18 protein-coding genes are annotated in these 18332 nt (G+C 60.9%); 3 read left to right on the forward strand and 15 right to left on the reverse strand.

Annotated elements, in window-relative coordinates; all coding sequences use genetic code 11:
* The first annotated feature begins 335 nt into the window (after positions 1-335).
* A complete protein-coding gene (locus tag ACI5GA_RS22860) occupies positions 336-1670 on the forward strand; it encodes a dicarboxylate/amino acid:cation symporter (RefSeq protein ID WP_404638525.1) in 1335 nt (444 codons plus the stop codon).
* Positions 1671-1833: 163 nt separating this feature from the next.
* Positions 1834-3015: a CaiB/BaiF CoA transferase family protein gene (locus tag ACI5GA_RS22865; protein WP_421424353.1), complete on the forward strand. Its 1182-nt coding sequence runs from the start codon at positions 1834-1836 to the stop codon at positions 3013-3015.
* Positions 3016-3018: 3 nt separating this feature from the next.
* On the opposite strand, the gene ACI5GA_RS22870 is transcribed toward ACI5GA_RS22865, so the two are convergent.
* Positions 3019-3513 (reverse strand): SprT family zinc-dependent metalloprotease, encoded by a 495-nt coding sequence (locus ACI5GA_RS22870; protein ID WP_404638529.1) that lies wholly within the window; start codon positions 3511-3513, stop codon positions 3019-3021.
* Between the two features lie 151 nt (positions 3514-3664).
* Positions 3665-4264 carry a Yip1 family protein gene (locus ACI5GA_RS22875; protein WP_404638531.1) on the reverse strand — a complete coding sequence of 200 codons (600 nt, stop codon included), beginning with the start codon at positions 4262-4264 and terminating at the stop codon, positions 3665-3667.
* 423 nt (positions 4265-4687) lie between these two features.
* Between ACI5GA_RS22875 and ttcA the strand changes: the two genes are divergently transcribed.
* Positions 4688-5512, forward strand: coding sequence for a tRNA 2-thiocytidine(32) synthetase TtcA (ttcA, locus tag ACI5GA_RS22880; RefSeq protein WP_404638533.1), 825 nt, complete (start codon positions 4688-4690; stop codon positions 5510-5512).
* Between the two features lie 55 nt (positions 5513-5567).
* Here ttcA and ACI5GA_RS22885 read toward each other — a convergent pair whose 3' ends face one another.
* The 13 genes from ACI5GA_RS22885 to ACI5GA_RS22945 all read right to left on the reverse strand — a co-directional run bounded on the left by ACI5GA_RS22885 (position 5568) and on the right by ACI5GA_RS22945 (position 18274).
* Positions 5568-6485 (reverse strand): dihydrodipicolinate synthase family protein, encoded by a 918-nt coding sequence (locus ACI5GA_RS22885; RefSeq protein ID WP_404638535.1) that lies wholly within the window; start codon positions 6483-6485, stop codon positions 5568-5570.
* A 216-nt stretch (positions 6486-6701) separates the two neighbouring features.
* Positions 6702-7739 (reverse strand): trans-3-hydroxy-L-proline dehydratase, encoded by a 1038-nt coding sequence (locus ACI5GA_RS22890; protein ID WP_421424354.1) that lies wholly within the window; start codon positions 7737-7739, stop codon positions 6702-6704.
* 177 nt (positions 7740-7916) lie between these two features.
* Positions 7917-8639 (reverse strand): amino acid ABC transporter ATP-binding protein, encoded by a 723-nt coding sequence (locus ACI5GA_RS22895; protein WP_404638539.1) that lies wholly within the window; start codon positions 8637-8639, stop codon positions 7917-7919.
* Entirely contained in the window at positions 8632-9282 is a 651-nt protein-coding gene (locus tag ACI5GA_RS22900) for an amino acid ABC transporter permease (protein WP_404638541.1), read from the reverse strand. The genes ACI5GA_RS22895 and ACI5GA_RS22900 overlap by 8 nt, the downstream gene beginning before the upstream one ends.
* Positions 9283-9307: 25 nt before the next feature.
* Positions 9308-9973 (reverse strand): amino acid ABC transporter permease, encoded by a 666-nt coding sequence (locus tag ACI5GA_RS22905; protein WP_404638543.1) that lies wholly within the window; start codon positions 9971-9973, stop codon positions 9308-9310.
* Positions 9966-11735 (reverse strand): aconitase X, encoded by a 1770-nt coding sequence (locus ACI5GA_RS22910; RefSeq protein ID WP_421424355.1) that lies wholly within the window; start codon positions 11733-11735, stop codon positions 9966-9968. Before ACI5GA_RS22910 ends, ACI5GA_RS22905 begins: the two co-directional genes overlap by 8 nt.
* Positions 11736-11881: 146 nt before the next feature.
* Positions 11882-12661, reverse strand: a complete 780-nt coding sequence (locus tag ACI5GA_RS22915; RefSeq protein ID WP_421425517.1) for a transporter substrate-binding domain-containing protein — start codon at positions 12659-12661, stop codon at positions 11882-11884.
* A 367-nt stretch (positions 12662-13028) separates the two neighbouring features.
* Positions 13029-13778, reverse strand: a complete 750-nt coding sequence (locus ACI5GA_RS22920; RefSeq protein WP_421425518.1) for a helix-turn-helix domain-containing protein — start codon at positions 13776-13778, stop codon at positions 13029-13031.
* A 72-nt stretch (positions 13779-13850) separates the two neighbouring features.
* Positions 13851-15113, reverse strand: coding sequence for an FAD-dependent oxidoreductase (locus ACI5GA_RS22925; RefSeq protein WP_421424356.1), 1263 nt, complete (start codon positions 15111-15113; stop codon positions 13851-13853).
* Positions 15110-15346 (reverse strand): (2Fe-2S)-binding protein, encoded by a 237-nt coding sequence (locus ACI5GA_RS22930; protein WP_404638551.1) that lies wholly within the window; start codon positions 15344-15346, stop codon positions 15110-15112. The genes ACI5GA_RS22925 and ACI5GA_RS22930 overlap by 4 nt, the downstream gene beginning before the upstream one ends.
* Positions 15339-16472, reverse strand: a complete 1134-nt coding sequence (locus ACI5GA_RS22935) for an NAD(P)/FAD-dependent oxidoreductase (RefSeq protein WP_421424359.1) — start codon at positions 16470-16472, stop codon at positions 15339-15341. The genes ACI5GA_RS22930 and ACI5GA_RS22935 overlap by 8 nt, the downstream gene beginning before the upstream one ends.
* Complete coding sequence (locus ACI5GA_RS22940; protein ID WP_404638555.1) at positions 16469-17419, reverse strand: 4-hydroxyproline epimerase; 951 nt, start codon at positions 17417-17419, stop codon at positions 16469-16471. Before ACI5GA_RS22940 ends, ACI5GA_RS22935 begins: the two co-directional genes overlap by 4 nt.
* Before the next feature lie 171 nt (positions 17420-17590).
* Positions 17591-18274 (reverse strand): GntR family transcriptional regulator, encoded by a 684-nt coding sequence (locus ACI5GA_RS22945; RefSeq protein WP_404638557.1) that lies wholly within the window; start codon positions 18272-18274, stop codon positions 17591-17593.
* Positions 18275-18332 lie beyond the last annotated feature (58 nt).

Raw genomic sequence — 18332 nt, forward strand, 5'->3', positions numbered from 1 at the left:
CTTGCGCATGAAGAGCAGCGGCAAGATCAAGAGCGAGCGCCAGTGGCAACGGCCATTCGATAGGCGGATAACCGCCAATACCGAAGCCTTTCTGTCGGGAAAGGGCGGAAATCCGCCATCGCAGGCGCGGATTTTTGGCTAGTGTTAACCAGGCAGTCCATGCCGTTCGGGGCTTTCAGCGAATTTTTCAGATAATGGCACGGTGCTTGCGATAGAGGGCGCAGAGGTCTGCCCCGCGCAGCTCGACAACAACAAATCCCTCCTGGCAGGAGGGTTCGCACTTTAGGCACCGGTGTATCAGGCATGATGCAGCCGAGGCTCTTGAGGAAACTGCAATGACGACTCGTCAGCCACTCTACAAATCCCTGTACTTCCAGGTGATCGTCGCCATCATCATCGGTATTGCGATCGGCCACTGGTATCCCGATGCCGGTAAAGCACTCAAGCCTTTGGGTGACGGCTTCATCAAGCTGATCAAAATGGTCATCGCCCCCATCATCTTCTGTACCGTGGTCAGCGGCATCGCTGGCATGCAGAGCATGAAATCCGTGGGCAAGACCGGCGGTTATGCGCTGCTTTACTTCGAAATCGTTTCCACCATCTCGCTGATCATCGGCCTGGTCGTGGTCAACGTGGTTCAGCCGGGTGCCGGCATGAACGTCGACGTTTCGACCCTGGACGCCTCGAAAGTCGCTGCCTACGTCACCGCAGGTCAGGATCAGAGCGTCATCGGCTTCATTCTGAACGTGATCCCGAACACCATCGTCGGTGCTTTCGCCAACGGCGACATCCTGCAAGTGCTGATGTTCTCGGTGATCTTCGGCTTCGCGCTGCATCGCCTGGGCGCCTACGGCAAGCCGGTTCTTGATTTCATCGACCGCTTCGCCCACATCATGTTCAACATCATCAACATGATCATGAAGCTGGCACCGCTGGGTGCTCTGGGTGCCATGGCCTTCACCATCGGTGCTTACGGCGTGAGCACGCTGGTGCAACTGGGCCAACTGATGGTGTGCTTCTACATCACCTGCCTGTTGTTCGTGCTGGTGGTGCTGGGTGCTATCGCCCGCGCACACGGCTTCAGCATCCTGAAACTGATCAAGTACATCCGCGAAGAACTGCTGATCGTACTGGGTACCTCCTCGTCTGAATCGGCACTGCCGCGCATGCTGATCAAGATGGAGCGTCTGGGTGCGAAGAAATCCGTCGTGGGTCTGGTGATCCCGACTGGCTACTCGTTCAACCTGGACGGTACCTCGATTTACCTGACCATGGCCGCTGTGTTCATCGCTCAGGCGACCAACACCCACATGGACATCACCCATCAGATCACCCTGCTGCTGGTGCTGCTGCTGTCCTCCAAAGGCGCCGCTGGCGTGACCGGTTCGGGCTTCATCGTACTGGCCGCTACCCTGTCGGCCGTAGGTCACCTGCCGGTGGCCGGTCTGGCGCTGATTCTGGGTATCGACCGCTTCATGTCCGAAGCCCGCGCATTGACCAACCTGGTCGGTAACGCCGTCGCCACGCTGGTGGTTGCCAAGTGGGTGAAAGAGCTGGACGTACCGCAAATGAATGCCGAACTGGCGTCGGGCGGTCGTGCCATCGAAGAAAACCGTCCGCACGACGATCTGGGCGTGGCCGAAGGCCCTGCGCAGGCGACCCGTTCGTAACCGGTTAGCGCTGCATTGAACAAAAGCCCGCCCCGGGAAACCGCGGCGGGCTTTTTGTTGTTCGCGGCTTTGTTTCTGCCCGAAGGGCGTAGCAGTGCTGGGTTGCTCCCTCGAACCCCGCCACCTACGCTGTCCCTCACCACTGATTCAGGGACGTCTGCACATGCAAGGCCCGCTCGCTTCACTCAAGGTCCTCGATTTCTCCACGCTCTTGCCCGGTCCGTTCGCCTCGCTGCTGTTGGCTGACATGGGCGCCGAGGTGTTGCGCATCGAATCGCCGACGCGGCTGGACCTGCTGCGTGTATTACCGCCTCATGACCATGGCGTGTCAGCCAGTCACGCGTACCTCAATCGCAACAAACGCAGCCTGGCGCTGGACCTCAAGCGGCCCGAAGCCGTGGAGGTGGTCAAGCGTCTGGTGGCCGATTACGACATTGTGTTGGAGCAGTTTCGGCCCGGGGTGATGGAACGACTGGGCATTGGCTATGAAACGCTCAAGGCGATCAACCCGAAGCTGATCTACGTGGCAATCACCGGTTACGGCCAGACCGGCCCTTATCGCGAGCGCGCCGGGCATGACATCAACTATCTGGCACTGGCAGGGTTGGCAAGTCACACCGGGCGCAAGGACAGCGGCCCGCTGCCGCTGAGTGTTCAGGTCGCCGATGTGGCAGGGGGTTCTCTGCACGGCGTCATCGGCCTGTTAGCCGCAGTGGTGGCCCGGCAGCAGACCGGGCTGGGGCAGTTCGTCGATATCAGCATGACCGACTGTGCGTTCAGCCTGAATACGCTGGCAGGCGCGGGCGCACTGGCGGCAGGCGTGGAGCCGGAGCCCGAAGGCCACATGCTGAACGGCGGCAGTTTTTATGATTACTACCGCAGCCGGGAAGGGCGCTGGTTTTCCGTGGGCAGCCTGGAGCCGGTGTTCATGCAGGCGCTGTGCGACGCTTTGGGTCGACCAGAGTTGGCCAGGCGCGGTTTGTCGCCTCAGCCTGAGGATCAGACGGCACTGAAGGCTGAATTGCAGATTGAGTTCGAACGGCGGGGTTTCGACGAACTTCAGGTGTTATTTGCCGGTATCGATGCCTGTGTTGAGCCCGTATTGAGCTTTTCCGAGGCGGTGGCGCATCCACAATTGCAAGCGCGGCAGGTCGTGACGCAGGTGCCTCGGGGCGATGGAACATCGCAGGCGCAAATGGCGTGTCCGATCAAGTTTTCCGAAGGTTTGCCAGAACCCCGGCATAGGGGTGTTTCGGTGGGGCTGCACAGCGATCAGGTCTTGAAAGATGCGGGCTTCAGCGAGCAGGACGTCCTGGCCCTGCGTGAGGCGGGCGCGCTGGGGTGAGCGTTACTCCACCCGCGTCTCACCGCTGAACACCAAAATCTCCCGGCAACGGCGACACAGATACCGCCGCCCCTTGCGCACCAGCTTGTGCCGTTGCACCGAGAACGGAAAATCGCTTTCCGGGCAGGGGCAGCGGTAGATATAGCGGGTCACGCTGCGGCGCTGGATTTCGTAGTTGTGGCAGCGATTGGGCGGCAGTTCGTATACACCGCGCATGATCAGTTGCCATTCCTCGCCGTGAGGCTGGATGGTGTCGCCGAACAGTTGATGGGCGACCAGATGCGCGACTTCATGGGCCACGGTCTGACGCAGGAAGTCTTCCGTGTTTTCCCGGTACAACTGCGGGTTAAAGCGCAGCATGTTTTCGTGCAGGTGCGCGACACCGGCCTTCTGGCCTCGTAACTTGAGGCTGACGACAGGGCGTTTGAAAGGACGTTTGAAAAAATCTTCAGCGAGTTGGTAGCAGGATTCGACGCGGGTGTTGAGTGGTTCGAGCATGCTTCATCGGTCTCCAGAGAAGGCGAGTATGCCGTAAAGCGAAGCGTTGTCGAACAGCCAGGGGCCGAATGGTAGCGCTCTACCCTGTAGCAGTCCGCCAAGCCGGACTGCTACAGGGTTGTGCATGAATCAATACGTTGGGAAAACCCATTCAATTGGTGTACTCAGGCCCCACCCCAATCCCCCACAGCACCACCGTGAACGCCATGATCGCCACCAGTACCACCAGACCCACTGCCAGCACCGAGCTTGAGAACATAAAGCCCTCGTCCGGGTGGATGTTCATGAACACCGGCAAGCCCACATACAGCAGGTACACCGTGTAGCAGACCGCCGCCAGGCCGACCATCATGCCCAGCCACATGTGCGGGTACAGCGCGGCCAGCCCGCCGATGAACAGCGGCGTGGCGGTATAGGTGGCAAAAGCCACGCAGCGCGCCAGGCTCGGGCTGGCATCGTAAGTTCGCGCCATCCAGTGAATGAAACCACCCATGACCCCGACTCCGGCGAGCATGGCGATGTAGGACATGATCGTCATCCAGATCGCGCTTTCGCTGGTCAGCATGACCGGCGCACGGCTGCCAATGACCCAGCCGACTTGAGTGGTGCCGATGTACGCGGAAACCGCCGGGATCGCCGCCAATATCAAGGTGTGGGTGAGGTACATGTGGCCGATGGTTTCTTCTTCTCCACGTATCTGTTGCCATTCCTGATCGGGGTGTGTGAACAGCCCCAAAACGTGATGGATCATGCGCTTGACTCCTCATGGTGAAACCCGTCGCGCCTGACGGCCAGATGCTGTCAGGGCAAGGTCACACTCTCACAAGGGAAAACGGCTGCGACCTCAATGGCAGTATAGAAAGCTGAAGGCCCCGAAAAACGTGGGCTTTAGAGTAATTACGTCTTAAAAGACCGCGTTAATAGCGGAAGGTGATCAACAGTCTGTCTCGGTAGGATGAACGGCATATTTCATGTGGGAGCAGGCTTGCTGGCGAAAGCGGTGTGTCATTCATCTCATATGTGGCTGACACGCCGCATTCGCCAGCAAGCCGGCACAGAATTCATCTCCCACAGAGTTCATCTGTGCGACACGATCAACAGGCATTACCCCCCATCACGTTTATGCGTAAAATACCGCCCCTTTCCTCAAGTTACAGCGAGCGATACCAGCGCCATGGGCACCCTTTCCGTCAATCAGAACAAACTGCAGAAGCGTCTGCGCAGGCTTGCAGGCGAGGCAGTGGCCGATTTCAACATGATTGAAGAGGGCGACAAGGTGATGGTCTGCCTGTCCGGCGGCAAGGACAGCTACACCATGCTCGATGTGCTGATGCACTTGCAGAAAGTCGCGCCGATCAAGTTCGACCTCGTCGCCGTGAACATGGACCAGAAGCAGCCGGGCTTCCCCGAGCACGTGCTGCCTGCGTACCTGAAAGAGCTGGGCGTCGAGTACCACATCGTCGAGAAAGACACCTATTCGGTGGTCAAGGAACTGGTACCGGAAGGCAAAACCACCTGTTCGCTGTGTTCGCGTCTGCGTCGCGGCACGCTGTACACCTTCGCTGACGAAATCGGCGCGACCAAGATGGCCTTGGGGCACCACCGCGATGACATTGTCGAAACGTTCTTCCTGAACATGTTCTTCAACGGCACCATCAAGGCCATGCCGCCGAAATTGCGTGCCGACGATGGTCGCAACGTGGTGATCCGCCCGCTGGCCTACTGCGCCGAGAAAGACATCCAGGCGTATTCGGACATGAAGCAATTCCCGATCATCCCGTGCAACCTCTGCGGTTCGCAGGAAAACCTGCAGCGTCAGGTGGTCAAGGAGATGCTTCAGGAATGGGACCGCAAGACCCCAGGCCGTTCGGAAATGATCTTCCGCAGCTTGCAGAACGTCGTGCCTTCGCAATTGGCCGACCGCAACCTGTTCGACTTCACCAGCCTGAAGATCGACGAGACCGCCGCTTCGCGGTTTGTGAATGTGGTTAACCTCTAAACACATCGCATGATCGTTCCCACGCAGAGCGTGGGAACGATCATCCGGTAGCGTTTTAGAGCCCTACCTCTGGTAACACCGGCTTGTTCGCCAGCGCCGTCTTCATCAGCCCCTCGACATACGTCCGGTCACTGTCTGGCAGCGCCAGGCGCGGTGGGCGGGTCAGGGCGCTGCCGCGTTGCATGATCGCTTCGCACAGCTTGATGCACTGCACCAGATCCGGACGTGCATCCAGGTGCAGCAGCGGCATGAACCACTCATAAAGCGCCATCGCCTCAGCGAAACGACCTGCCTTGGCCAGTCGGAACAGGGTTTCGCCCTCTTTCGGGAAGGCGTTGGACATGCCTGACACCCAGCCCACCGCGCCCACCGCGACGCTTTCCACCAGCACGTCATCCAGCCCTGCGAAGAGTACGAAACGATCACCGACTTCATTGCGCACGTCGATAAAGCGGTTGGTGTTGCCTGACGAGTCCTTGAAGCAGACCACGTTGTCGCAGTCGGCCAGGGAAATCAGGATGTCCGGGGTCACGTCGTTTTTGTAAATGGGCGGGTTGTTGTACACCATCATCGGCAGGTCGCAGGCGGAGGCGACGGTGCGAAAATGCGCGGCGGTCTCGAACGGCTTCGATGAATACACCAGCGCAGGCATCAGCATGATCCCGTCGGCTCCGGCCTTCTTCACCTCATTGGCGACGGCGCTGGCGTTGGCGCTGGTGAACTCGGCGATCCCGGAAATAACCGGCACGCGCCCGGCCGAGGCGTCTTTCGCGGCTTCGACGAGGCTAATCTTTTCCGACACACTCAGCGAGGTGTTCTCACCCACGGTGCCGCAGATCACCAGGCCCGACACGCCATCGCGCACCAGATTGGAGATGACCTTGTGAGTGGCCTCCAGATTGAGGGAAAAGTCTTCGTTGAACTGCGTGGTGACGGCGGGGAAAACACCGCTCCAGGATACGGACTGGCTCATGAGTGACTCCTTGTTGGATGAAATGTATTTCGTATACGTTTTGGTTTGGGCAGACCTCACCCGCAGTTTTTCCGGCTTGGACGATCTATGGCTTCACGACGCTTTTCGTGGGAGCCGGCTTGCTGGCGAATACGGTGTGCCATCCACCACAAGCGTTTCTGTCCTGACGCCTTCGCCACCAAGCCGGCTCCCACAGAAATCAATCGCGTTGTCGTGTCACAACTTCAATCCCACCGGCCAGGTATCCGTCAACTTGTATCCCTCCGGCCATGGATCGCTCGGGTCGAGCATGTGCTGATGGGTCCCCGTAATCCACGCGCGCCCTGACAGGCTCGGCACAATCGCAGGCCGTCCCGCCACGTCGGTCACGCGCTGGATCTGGCAATGAAACTCCGAACCAATGATCGAGCGGCCGATGAAGCGCTCGCCCACCTGCAATTGCCCCTTGGCATGCAGCACCGCCAACCGCGCTGAACAGCCCGTGCCGCAGGGCGAACGGTCGATCTTGCCGGGGCGGATCACCACCGCGTTGGCCGCATTGGCCACGCCGCCGTCGTGATTCACGGGCGCGGCGATCTGGCAGAAGGAAATGTGGTTCCAGTCCTTGTTCAGCGGGTGGGTGAAGCCCAGTTGTTCGTTGGCGGCCAGGGTGATTTTCAGGCCGGTTTCCACCAGGTCCTTCGCCTCGTCTGCGGTCAGGGAGAAACCCAGTCTGGTCGAGTCGACAATCGCGAAACTGTCGCCGCCGTAGGCCGTGTCGACCTGAAGCGAGCCGATGCCCGGCACTTCGATCCACGCGTCCAGCCGGTCAGCGAACGAGGGGTGATTGTGCACCTCGACACGCTCCACCTTGCCATCGCGACACTGGGCGATGGCCTCGATCAGACCGCCCGGCGCCTCAAGCACCAAACGGGTTTCCGGTTCGATCATCGGCAGGATGCCGCTGTCCAGCAACACCGTGGCGACGCACAGCGAGTTGGAGCCGGACATCGGTGGCACGTCCGCCGGTTCCATGATGATCCAGCCCATCTGTGCTTTCGGGTTCTTCGGCGGCACCAGCAGGTTGACGTGACGAAACACCCCACCACGCGGCTCGTTGAGCATGAAATTGCGCAACACGTTGTCTTTCTCGATCCAGCGCGACTGCTCCCAGATCGTATCCCCCGGTGGTGGTGCGACGCCGCCGACGATCACATCGCCGACTTCACCTTCCGCGTGGCAACTGACCACATGAATCACTTTCGATGAGCGCATGCTTCAAAGCCCTCCTGTCGAACACGTTTATCTGACGACACCGGATTACCTGTGGGAGCCGGCTTGCTGGCGAAAGCGGTGTGTCAGTCAACACCTCTGTGGCAGGACTGCCGCTTTCGCCAGCAAGCCGGCTCCCACAGTTTTGATCTCCATACAGCCGAAATACCGCGCGTTACATCAATTAATCGACCTTAAAAAGTCCGCCGTCTCCGGCCGCTGCGGGTTACCGATCACCTGCTCCGGCGTGCCAATCTCATGCACCAGGCCATTGCGGAAAAACGCCACGCGGTCGGAGACATCGCGGGCAAAGCGGATTTCGTGGGTCACCAGAATCATGGTCATGCCGTCCTCGGCGAGCATGCGCATGGTGTCCAGCACCTCGCCCACCAACTGCGGATCGAGGGCCGATGTGGCCTCGTCGAACAGCATGTAATTCGGCGACATCGCCAACGCCCGGGCAATCGCCATGCGTTGTTGCTGGCCACCCGAAAGCTTGCCGGGGAAGACCTTGAGCTTGTCGCCCAGCCCCACGTGTTTGAGCTGCTTGACCGCCAGCGCCTCGGCTTCTTCCTTGCTCTTGCCCAGCACCGTGCGCGGGGCGAGCATCACGTTTTCCAGCACGGTCAGGTGTGGAAAGGCGTTCCATTGCTGAAAGACGATGCCGATTTTCTGCCGCAGCTTGTTGATGTCGGTGCTCTTGGCGTGCACCTCGGTGCCGTCGACGCGGATGCTGCCGCTCTTGATCGACTCCAGGCCGTTGATGCACATCAGCAGCGTCGACTTGCCCGAGCCCGAACCGCCGATGATCGACACCACTTCGCCTTTCTGCACTTGCAGGCTCACGCCCTTGATCACTTCAAGCTCGCCGAATGATTTGTGTACGTTGTCGATCTCAATCATTTTCCTGCCACCTTGTTTCCAGCCGGGCGCCCAGGCGGGCGATTACCAGACTCATGACGTAGTAAATGAGGCCTGCGATGCACAGCACCAGCAGAGGTTCTTGAATCCGCGTGACGATGGTTTGCGAGGCGCGCAGCAGTTCGACGATGCCGATCCACATCACCAGTGCGGTGTCTTTCATCACCGACAGCAGCAGGTTGACCCAGCCCGGAAAGGCCACGCGGGTCGCCATCGGCATGACGATCTGGCGCAGGTCCTGCCAGTAACTCAGGCCCAGCGAGCGGCTGGCGCGGCGCAGGCTCAGCGGCACCGACAGCACGCCGCTGCGCACGATCTCGGTGCAGTACGCGGTGACGTACAGACCGAGCACGATGCAGGCGACGGTGAAGGCGCTCCAGTTCAGCCCGGCGATGCTTTTCAGCGCGTTGAACAACACGAACTGAATCAAGAGCGGCACGCTGCGAAACACGTCGAGCAACCACGCCAAAGGGATCGTGCTGCGGGGCAACAGAGCGCGGGCCATGCCACAGACGACCCCGACCACGGTGCCGATGATCATCGAAATGATCGTCAGCAGGATCGTGACCCAGGCCCCCTGAAGCATGAACTGCATGTCGTTCCAACTGAATGTGCTGTTGAACATGTTCAGTCCTCAGTACCGTGGCTCTTCAGTATCGAAACAGGCGCCACGACAGCAGCCGCGCCACGGCCACGATCAGTTTGGCGATCAGGTAATAGAGCACCGCCGCGATGGCGAAGAATTCGAAGGTGCGGAACGTCTTGACGTTGTAGTCCTGGGTCACGCCGGTGAGGTCGTTGTTCAGGCCGACGATGACACCCATCGACGTCATCAGCACGGCCCAGACCATCTGATTGGTCAGCGGGTAGAACACGATGCGCAGCAACTGTGGAATGACGATCAGCCGATAAGCCTGCGGCGCACTCATGCCCAGCGAGCGGGCGGCGCGCAATTGGGTGTCGGGCACGGCCTTGAGGCCGCCGCGAAAGTTCTCCGCCAGATAGCCCGCGTTGTTGATGGTGATCCCCGCCAACAGCGCAACCCACGAACTGACGTGCAAACCGAACGAGCCTAAACCGAAGTAGAGGATGTACACCTGAAACAGCGACGGGGTGTTGCGCGCAATCGAAATCCAGGTCGCCGCGAAGCCGCGCAGAATCGGGTTCTTGCCTTGGCGCATGAACACCAGAAACAGCGCGATGATCACCCCGAGGATCATCGACAGCGCCGCGGTCTGGAAGGTCACGACGGCGCCGTTGAGCATGTCCGGCAGGGCCTTGAACGCGGCGCGCCAGTGGAAGTTGTAATCAAACATGGGTCAGGGCCTCCGCCCGTGCAGCGGCCTGCAACCACACCGGCAAGCGTCCGCTGGCCAGGCCCGTGCAGGCGCTGTCGACGCATTCGGCGAGACTGGCGAAGTGCACGCGACGCCCCACCAGACCTGGCGCGTAATGGGCGTACTTTCCAGAGTTGGTCATCAGGTTGCGCGCTGTCGGTGGAATGACCGGCTCGCCGAGCATGCACCAGCAGGTGTCAGTGACGAACTGCACGCCGAAGTCTTCCAGCGTGGCCACGTGGCCCGCCAGTTGCGCCCGTTCGAAGGTGGCCCGGCCGCAGGTGATGACCATGGCCACTCGATCGAGTTTGCGCAGGCCATGGCAGAGGCGGGCGAGGGTGGCGCACTCGCTCAGGGAAAAATGCGGATTGCCCAGCGTCACGGCGTCCACTTCAGGGCTTTGTGCGCTGTTCAGTTCTCGCCAGCTGTGCAGCAGGTCGAGGGGGGAAATGTTCAAGGTCTTGTCTGGCGGATGTCCGCCAAGGGCCAATTCGGCGGTGGTTGCTTCAGGTGTCACGCCTGCGATATGAAACATCGGCGCAGCGGACGTGGTGGCGAATGCCGCGCCAAACGCCTTGAGGTCGTCGAGGGTGGGCGCTTTATGTTCCAGGCCGCAGACCACGGGAATGTCGGCGCCGCACAGCAGCCCGACGTGATAGCCCAGCAGCGGGTAAAAGCTGTCGTCCAGCACGCCGACCTCGGGCACTTCGACGCGCAATGTCGCCAGACGCTGCTGGCTCAGGTGACAGCCAATCTTTGGTGCACGACCCGTGAGGGCGATGCAGATGTCGAGGTAATCCGGATATTTCAGCGTGCGCGCGCCGATCACGCTATTGGCATAGACCACCGCGTTGGATTCGGCCCAGACGATCTGCTCGCCCAGCTCCGGCGCACTGTCCAGCAGGTACGGCGCACAGGTGAAGCTGACCCGCGCACCCATGTCCAGATAGGCATCGCCCAACTGACTGGACGGCTCGCCCAAGGCCGGGTCGACACCCAGTTCGCGCCAGCGGCGTTTGTCCACTGAAATCGAGTTGAGGGTGGTGGGTACGTGCACCTTGGCGTCCCAGTCCACCAGTTGCCGGGCGAAACGCAGGCTCGCGGGGCCGGTATAAATGCAGCCGTCGATGTGCGCCTGAGAGATGTCCAGCAACTCGGTTGCGCCTTGCAGTTCGGCCATGCGCAGGATGATGCCCATCGCCACTTGCGCGGCTTTGCCATAGGCGCCGTCCAGGAAACCCTGATCCATTTCGGTCAGGATGATGCTGTTGTGCAGCGCGGTTTTTCGCAGAGGCGAGCGTGAGGCCAGGACAGGCGGCGCGCTGTCGAATGCGGTGACGCGGTTGTCGTCGACCCGCAGAAATTTCACTTCTCGCAGCGCGGCGAAACCCGCTTCACCGAGGCTGATCACCGGGATCGAATGACCGAACATTTGCTCGGCCACCAGCACGCCGAGGGTCAGGATGTCTTCGACCCGTTCGAACACTAGCGCGGCGGGGGCATGGCCATTGAGGATCAGTTCCAGTAACACGCTGCTGCCGGTGCATGAGCCGCGTCCGCTGGGGATTGCGAGCACCTTGCCGGTGATGATCTGGCCGCTGAGGGGGTGGTGGCGGTCGATCACTTCGCCGGTGAACGGCTCGACCCCGCCCCAGAAACTCAGGCCGATGTCGGCGTACAGCAACTCGCCCTGGGCACGGCCTGCGACCAGACATCGCCCGCTTAAAGACACTTCAGACATCGTGGGCTCCTGATTGAGGCCTTGGGCCATTCGACGCACATTGGTTTCACGCCAAACCCCTGTGGGAGCCAGCAAGCCGGCTCCCACAGGTCAGGCGTCCGAAGCAGAAATTGCGCCCGGGCCGCCAACACCGTGGTCAGATCGGGTTAGTAATAAACCCCCGGTACCTGCAAATTCGCAGGCTTGATCTCATCACCCACCCACTTCTTCCACAGCTCGTCATAACGCCCGGTGCGCACCTGTTGGTTCACGAACAGGTTCAGGTAATGAATCAGCCCGTACTCACTGCGCTTGGCCGCCAGTGACACGTAGTCGATGACATACGGCGCATTCCCGGCGACTTTCAGGCCTTTGTATTTGCCGGATTTGAGCGTAGCCGCCGCGACGGTGTTGGTGACCACAGTGGCGTCGATATGGCCCTGCGCGACGGCGAGGATGGTGTCGTTCTGGGTCTGGTAAGCGCGGAAGCTGCCGGTGCCCCACGCCTTCTGGTCTTTCTCCAGCGCGATGGCTTCGTAAGTGCCGCTGGTGTTGCCGACGTTCTTGCCCTTGAGGTCTTCGTACTTGGTAATGCCGGTGTTGTCGCGGGTCAGCACGACCATCTGGAAGGCAAAGTAAGGAATGGTCATCGCCACGGTCTTGGCGCGTTCCAGAGTGTCGGACGTCGAGGCGACGATCACGTCAGCGCGCCCCGAGACCAACGCCGGAATCCGGTCCGGGAAGGGGGTTTCCACGATTTCGGCAGTGACGCCCAGCACTTTCGCCAGGTCGTTGCAGTAATCGACGTCGAATCCGACCGGGTTGTTCTTGTCATCGCGCGAGCCCATGGGCGGGAAGTCCAGTGTCACGGCGCAGCGTAGTTTGCCGGAGTCGATGATGTCATCGAGCTTGTCGGCAAAGGCGGCGTTGATGAAGGACGAACTCATGACGGCGAGGAGGGTTACTGCAACAGCATGCTTTTTCATAGATGCCTCGATGGATGCAAGTAAAGAAACGGCCGGATAAGTAATTTCGTATACGATATTTTATATGCACGGTACGTGCCCGTTTTGCACTCACGCCAATGCGGGTTTGGGATCAGTGGGTTACGGGTTTTGCTCAGAAAACGGAGAGGGGCGGGGGTGTTACATAAAGGAGCAAAAAGCAGGGCAGTGCTTCATAGATGCACGTTGCTGAGACTGTCTGGGCACTGTGGGAGCCGGCTTGCTGGCGAATGCAGTGTGTCAGCCATCAGATGTGTATCTGATGTACAGCATTCGCCAGCAAGTCGGCTCCCACAGGATAACTTCAGCATCATGAGCTGCTTTGCGAGTCGCGATACTCACTCGGCGACACCCCGGTCAGCGTGCGGAACTGCCGACTGAACGCACTGTGATCGGTGTACCCGCAACGCAACGCGACTTCAGTGATCGACAGGTCTTCACGCAGCAAGCGCGACGCTTCGCCCAAACGCGCCTTGTGAATCATCTGCCGTGGCGTGAGCTGGAAGATCTTCTTGCAGTGCCGCTCCAGTTGCGCGATGGACAGGCCGGCGATGGCGGTCAATTCATCCAGCGTAATGGGCTGTGCAAAATGCTCACGGATATAGGCGTCGACTTCGGCCAGTTTTTGATAGGCCGGGTGTGACTGCAGGATTTGCAGGTCTCGCGAAATACCGGCCAGACCGATGATCGCGCCCTGATCATCGCGTAGGGCGATCTTGTGGGTCAGGCACCAGATGGGCTGATTGCCGTAATAAAGGTGCAGCTCCAGTTGATCGCTCAGTTGCCTGCCATCGGCCAGCACACGGCGATCTTGCGCGGTGTACAGCGGTCCGAAGCGCGCGGGAAAAACGTCCTCGGCGGTGCGACCGACCAACTGGTTTTTCTCCTTGCAGCCGCAGCGTTGCACCAGCGTCTGATTGACCAGCGCATAGCGCGCTTGCGCGTCTTTGACGAAAAACACCACGCCGGGAATGGCATCGAACAACGGCGCCACCTGGTCGAGGCTGGCCAGCAGTTGGTCGAGGTTGTGCAGAGGCGAGGCGGGGATCAGGTCGATCATGTTCACGAGGCAGAGACCGCAGTGAAGGATGCGGTCGATGATGCGGTATCTGATGTTTTGCGCCTAGCAGAATCAAGAGCCCGGTGCGCCCGCCTCATCCAGACACGCCAACGTCGCCACCCGAGCGGGGCTGAAGGGTGGGCGCAATGGCGGTGGTTCCCAGCCAAACAGCGTCTGCGCAGCGGTGGCGCAGATACGGCCTTGGCAAGCGCCCATGCCGCAGCGGGTATTGAGTTTGGCGGCGGTCCAGTTGCTGTGGGATGCAAGGTCCGCGTAGGGCACGTCTTCACAGCGACAGACCAGTGTGTCTGCCGTCGCCAGTTGCTTCACGGTAGGCGAGAGGGCGAAGGCGCGATTCAAGGCGTCGGCAAAGCGCTGCCAACGCTGGCGTTCAGCCCGCCACTGTCGTGCTTTGTCCTGCTGACCGCTGGCAACCAACCCGGCAATCCGACCTTCGATCAATGCCAGTTCGCTGCCACCAAAACCGGTGCATTCGCCGGCTGCATAGAGGTCGGTCACACTGCTGGCCTGCCACTCATCTACCGCGACAGCCTGCTTCTCGATCCGGCAACCCAGCGCCGAGGCGACCTCGACATTCGGCACCAGGCTGAAGCCGCAAGCCAGACGATCACAAGGGATTTCCTCGATGCGTTGCCCGGTCTTGATCCGCACCGCTTCGAGCCGGTCAGTGCCCAAGGCTGCCACCACATGAGAGGCTGCCCGATAAGTGCCATTGGCCAGCGTAAACGCCTGAGCCACCTTGTTTGGCCAACGCCACAGCCCCATAGCGAAACCGCTGACCGCCCCCCACGAAGCCTGCTCGGCAATGCGCACCACGTCTGCACCGTTCTTCTTCGCCGTCGCTGCCGAGGCCAGCAACAACGGCCCGGTTCCGGCGATCACGATGCGCTCGCCGTTCACTGGCAAGCCACCTTTGATCAGGGCCTGCAAGCCGCCTGCGCCGGTTACGCCAGGCAGCGTCCAGCCGGGAAAGGGCAGCAGTCGTTCGCGGGCGCCAGTGCAGAGAATCAGTGCGTCGTACCCCAGCGTCCAGCCATGCTCGGCGTCTTCGAGCAGCAACCGTTTCGGACCCGCCAACGCCACGACTTTCGTGCCACTGTGGACCTGAATATTGGCGTATTGCTCGAGCTGCGCCCGCATTTCGCTGGCTTGGGCGGGCAGTTCCGATTGCGGGCCATCGCGCCAAATCTGGCCGCCTGGCTGCGGATTATCGTCGAGGATCGCGATGCGCATGCCGGTTGGCGCGGCCGCCAGCGCTGCCGCCATCCCGGCCGGGCCTGCGCCGATGATCAGCAGATTGACGTGTGGGTTCATGGGTGCGTCTCCACCTGCATGCCTTCACGGCACAGGGTTTGACAGGCCAAGCGGCGCAGGCCGTCGATGTTCACCCGACACTCCTGACAAATGCCCATGCCGCATAACGGCGCACGTCGCTGGCCAGTGACTGAAGTGCGCGCGCAGTGGTCGCCGCAGGACATCAGCGCGGCGGCCACGGTCGTGCCTTGGGCGAAGCGAAATGGCTGACCGTCGATGCTCAATTCAGGCATGGGCGTAGGCTCCATTGAAGCGTTGCGGCAAGAAGGCGTCCAGATGCGGGGTCAGCGCTGAGGGAATAGGCGTTTGCAGCAGTTGCGCTGCCAGCAGCTTTGCGGTGCCGATTGCGGTGGTCACGCCCAAGCCTTCATGCCCCACGGCCAGCCAGAGGCCGGGCTGATGAGGGTGTTCGCCAACCAAGGGTTGCCCATCGGGGCTGGCCGAGCGAAAGCCGGTCCAACTGCGGATGCCGTTCATCTGGCCCAGATCCGGTAAGAACTCCATCGCCCTGCGCAACATGCGGCCCAGCATTTGGGCGTCGATGGCCGGGTCATGGTTGTCGAACTGGCGCGATGAGCCGACGAACAACTGCCCAGTCGGACGCTGCTGCACATTGAACGCAACCGAGGGGCCGTTGCCTTTGTGCGCGCTGGTGACGTATCCCAGTTCCACCAGCGTGTGGCTGATCTGTACGGGGTAGCGATCGGTGATCAGCAGATGGCCTTTTTTCGCCTGCAACGGCAGTTCCGGGCACAGGTCTTTGGCGTGGATACCGTTGGCGAGAATCACCGCATCGGCCTTCAACCATTGGCCGTCCGCCAGTCGCACACGCGGTCCTTGGACCTCCACGACCTCGGCGCGCTGCTGGCGTACTTGACTAGACCGGCACTGCAACAGCCAGCGCGCGGCGTTGGGCGCGTAGAGAATACCGTCGCCGGTGACTTTCAAGGCGCCCAGCAGGCCTGGTCGCAACGCGGGTTCAGCCTCTGCCAGCGCTGCGCCAGTCATCAGCTCGCATTCAAGGCCGAACGCGCTCAACGCCGCGTGTTTGCGCTCGGCTTCGGCCATCTCTTCTTCGTTGCAGGCCAGCCACAGCGAGCCGTTGTTGCGCATGGCGCAGTTGTCCGGCATGTGTGGCGCCAGTTCGCGCCATAGCCTGACGGAATACTCGCCCAGCGCCAGTTCCGCCGGACTGTGATCCAGCACCACCAAGTGACCCATACCTGCGGCGGTCGCAGCGGGACGCTGACAGTCGAGCACCAGAATGTTCAAACCGTGGCGGGCCAGCTCATCCGCGCAGGCGGCACCGATAATGCCGCCGCCGATGATGATCACGTCTGCGGCGTTGCCCTCGGTCAAGGGCGGATACCCCAGGCGAAGGGGTCGGCGTCGTCCAGTAGCAGCGTTGCTTCGGCGCTGATGTAAGCGCGGCCACGAATGGTCGGGACGATGCGGTCGCCCATTTGCCGCTCACCGTGTTGCCATTGAAAGCTGCCTTCGAACTGGCTGCCGATCACGCTCGCCTGCTGCCAGAGCGCGCCGGGCTCCAGCTTGCCGTCTGCCGCCAGGCACGCCAGTTTGGCGCTGGTGCCGGTGCCGCAAGGCGAGCGGTCGTAGGCTTTGCCAGGGCACAACACGAAGTTGCGGCTGTCGGCCTGGTCGTCATCGGCGAACAGCTCGATGTGGTCGATGATGCCGCCGTCTTCGCCCCGAATGCCTTGGCTGTCCAGCGCCTGACGAACTTTCCAGGTGTAGTCGGTGAGTGCGTCGAGGTTATCGCCAGACACGCTCAGGCCGTGGTCGGCAATCAGGAAAAACCAGTTGCCGCCCCAGGCGATGTCGCCGGTCACGTTGCCAATGCCCGGCACGTCGACAATGAAATTCTTGCGATAGCGATAAGAGGGGACGTTGTTGACGCTGACCGAGCCGTCGTCGTGCAGGGTTGCCTGAACGGTGCCGACCGGGGTCTCGATGCGATGCACCCCCGGTTTGATTTTGCCCAGATGGGCCAGCGACACCACCAGCCCGATGGTGCCGTGGCCGCACATGCCGAGATAGCCGGTGTTGTTGAAAAAAATCACCCCGGCACAAGCGTCGGGGTCAACCGGCTCGCACAACAGTGCGCCGACCAACACATCGCTGCCGCGAGGTTCGAGTACCGTGGCCGCACGCCAGTCGTCGAATTCATCGGCCAGCAACTGACGACGCTGCGCCATGCTGCCGTGGCCCAGGTCGGGAAAACCATCCAGCACCAGCCGCGTAGGCTCGCCGCCGGTGTGGGAGTCGAGGATCTGGATGCGTTTCATGTGTGTGCTCCCCTGGTTGCCAAACATCGCGCTGATCTCTCGGCATACGCTAATCCCACAGATTGAGTCAGGTGCCGAGTTCGTTACCGGTCAGAGTGGCGAAAACAGGGGGCAGGGGTCTTGACCGATTTCGCCTCTGAAAATGACGAAATCGGCACAGTGAGGCGCGAATCAGATTTCGCTGAGTTCCGCGTTGGGCAGGTGCGCGTAGAGCGCTCGGCAGACGCCGATGATGTGATGCTCGATCAGTTCGGCGGCTTTCTCCACGTCTCGTTCAGCACAGGCCTTGAGGATTTCCCGGTGTTCGCGGTCGGCGCGCTCCTTGCCTTCGTCGAAGCTCATTTGCACGCGCAGGTAGCGTTCAACCTTGTCGTGAATCGAGCGGATCATGTTCAGCAGAAACGGCCGTTGTGCCGCTTCGTACAGGCAGGTGTGGAACGCCCAGTTCAGCTCCGCCCAGCGTCCGATGTCATCGTCGCCGACGAACTCGTCACAGATCGCCGTGGCCCGGTCGATCTGCGCCTGGGTCAGACGCGGTACGGCAAGGCGGATCGCCTGAACCTCCAGCAGCACCCGAACTTCGAAGATCTGAGCCAGCTCCGGCTCGGAAATTCGTGTGACCACCGCGCCCTTGTTGCGCTGAAATTGCACCAGGCCTTCTGCTTCCAGTCGCTTCAGCGCCTCACGAACCGGGATCTTGCTGACATTGAATACGCGGGCGATGTCGTCCTGCCGGATCGGCTCATCTTCGGCGACCTGGCCGGAAATGATCGACTCGCGCAAGAACTTGGCGATGACCTCGGACGCCGAAGGCGCGACACCGAGGTTGGGGGCGTCAGGAAGGAGAAAGGGCACGCGCGTGACTCATGCTGTGGACGAATGTCGGATATTGTATACGACCTCCGATTTGTTA

Source organism: Pseudomonas sp. Pseu.R1, from assembly GCF_045764065.1.
GTDB lineage: Bacteria > Pseudomonadota > Gammaproteobacteria > Pseudomonadales > Pseudomonadaceae > Aquipseudomonas.

Coding starts and splice junctions, on each gene's coding strand:
- ACI5GA_RS22885 (WP_404638535.1), bottom strand. CDS start 6,485: ATGAGCCAGTCCGTATCCTGGAGCGGTGTTTTCCCCGCCGTCACCACG.
- ACI5GA_RS22875 (WP_404638531.1), bottom strand. CDS start 4,264: ATGATCCATCACGTTTTGGGGCTGTTCACACACCCCGATCAGGAATGG.
- ACI5GA_RS22940 (WP_404638555.1), bottom strand. CDS start 17,419: ATGAAACGCATCCAGATCCTCGACTCCCACACCGGCGGCGAGCCTACG.
- ACI5GA_RS22925 (WP_421424356.1), bottom strand. CDS start 15,113: ATGAACCCACACGTCAATCTGCTGATCATCGGCGCAGGCCCGGCCGGG.
- ACI5GA_RS22930 (WP_404638551.1), bottom strand. CDS start 15,346: ATGCCTGAATTGAGCATCGACGGTCAGCCATTTCGCTTCGCCCAAGGC.
- ACI5GA_RS22890 (WP_421424354.1), bottom strand. CDS start 7,739: ATGCGCTCATCGAAAGTGATTCATGTGGTCAGTTGCCACGCGGAAGGT.
- ACI5GA_RS22895 (WP_404638539.1), bottom strand. CDS start 8,639: ATGATTGAGATCGACAACGTACACAAATCATTCGGCGAGCTTGAAGTG.
- ACI5GA_RS22860 (WP_404638525.1), top strand. CDS start 336: ATGACGACTCGTCAGCCACTCTACAAATCCCTGTACTTCCAGGTGATC.
- ACI5GA_RS22910 (WP_421424355.1), bottom strand. CDS start 11,735: ATGTCTGAAGTGTCTTTAAGCGGGCGATGTCTGGTCGCAGGCCGTGCC.
- ACI5GA_RS22905 (WP_404638543.1), bottom strand. CDS start 9,973: ATGTTTGATTACAACTTCCACTGGCGCGCCGCGTTCAAGGCCCTGCCG.
- ACI5GA_RS22900 (WP_404638541.1), bottom strand. CDS start 9,282: ATGTTCAACAGCACATTCAGTTGGAACGACATGCAGTTCATGCTTCAG.
- ACI5GA_RS22870 (WP_404638529.1), bottom strand. CDS start 3,513: ATGCTCGAACCACTCAACACCCGCGTCGAATCCTGCTACCAACTCGCT.
- ACI5GA_RS22920 (WP_421425518.1), bottom strand. CDS start 13,778: ATGATCGACCTGATCCCCGCCTCGCCTCTGCACAACCTCGACCAACTG.
- ACI5GA_RS22915 (WP_421425517.1), bottom strand. CDS start 12,661: ATGAGTTCGTCCTTCATCAACGCCGCCTTTGCCGACAAGCTCGATGAC.
- ttcA (WP_404638533.1), top strand. CDS start 4,688: ATGGGCACCCTTTCCGTCAATCAGAACAAACTGCAGAAGCGTCTGCGC.
- ACI5GA_RS22865 (WP_421424353.1), top strand. CDS start 1,834: ATGCAAGGCCCGCTCGCTTCACTCAAGGTCCTCGATTTCTCCACGCTC.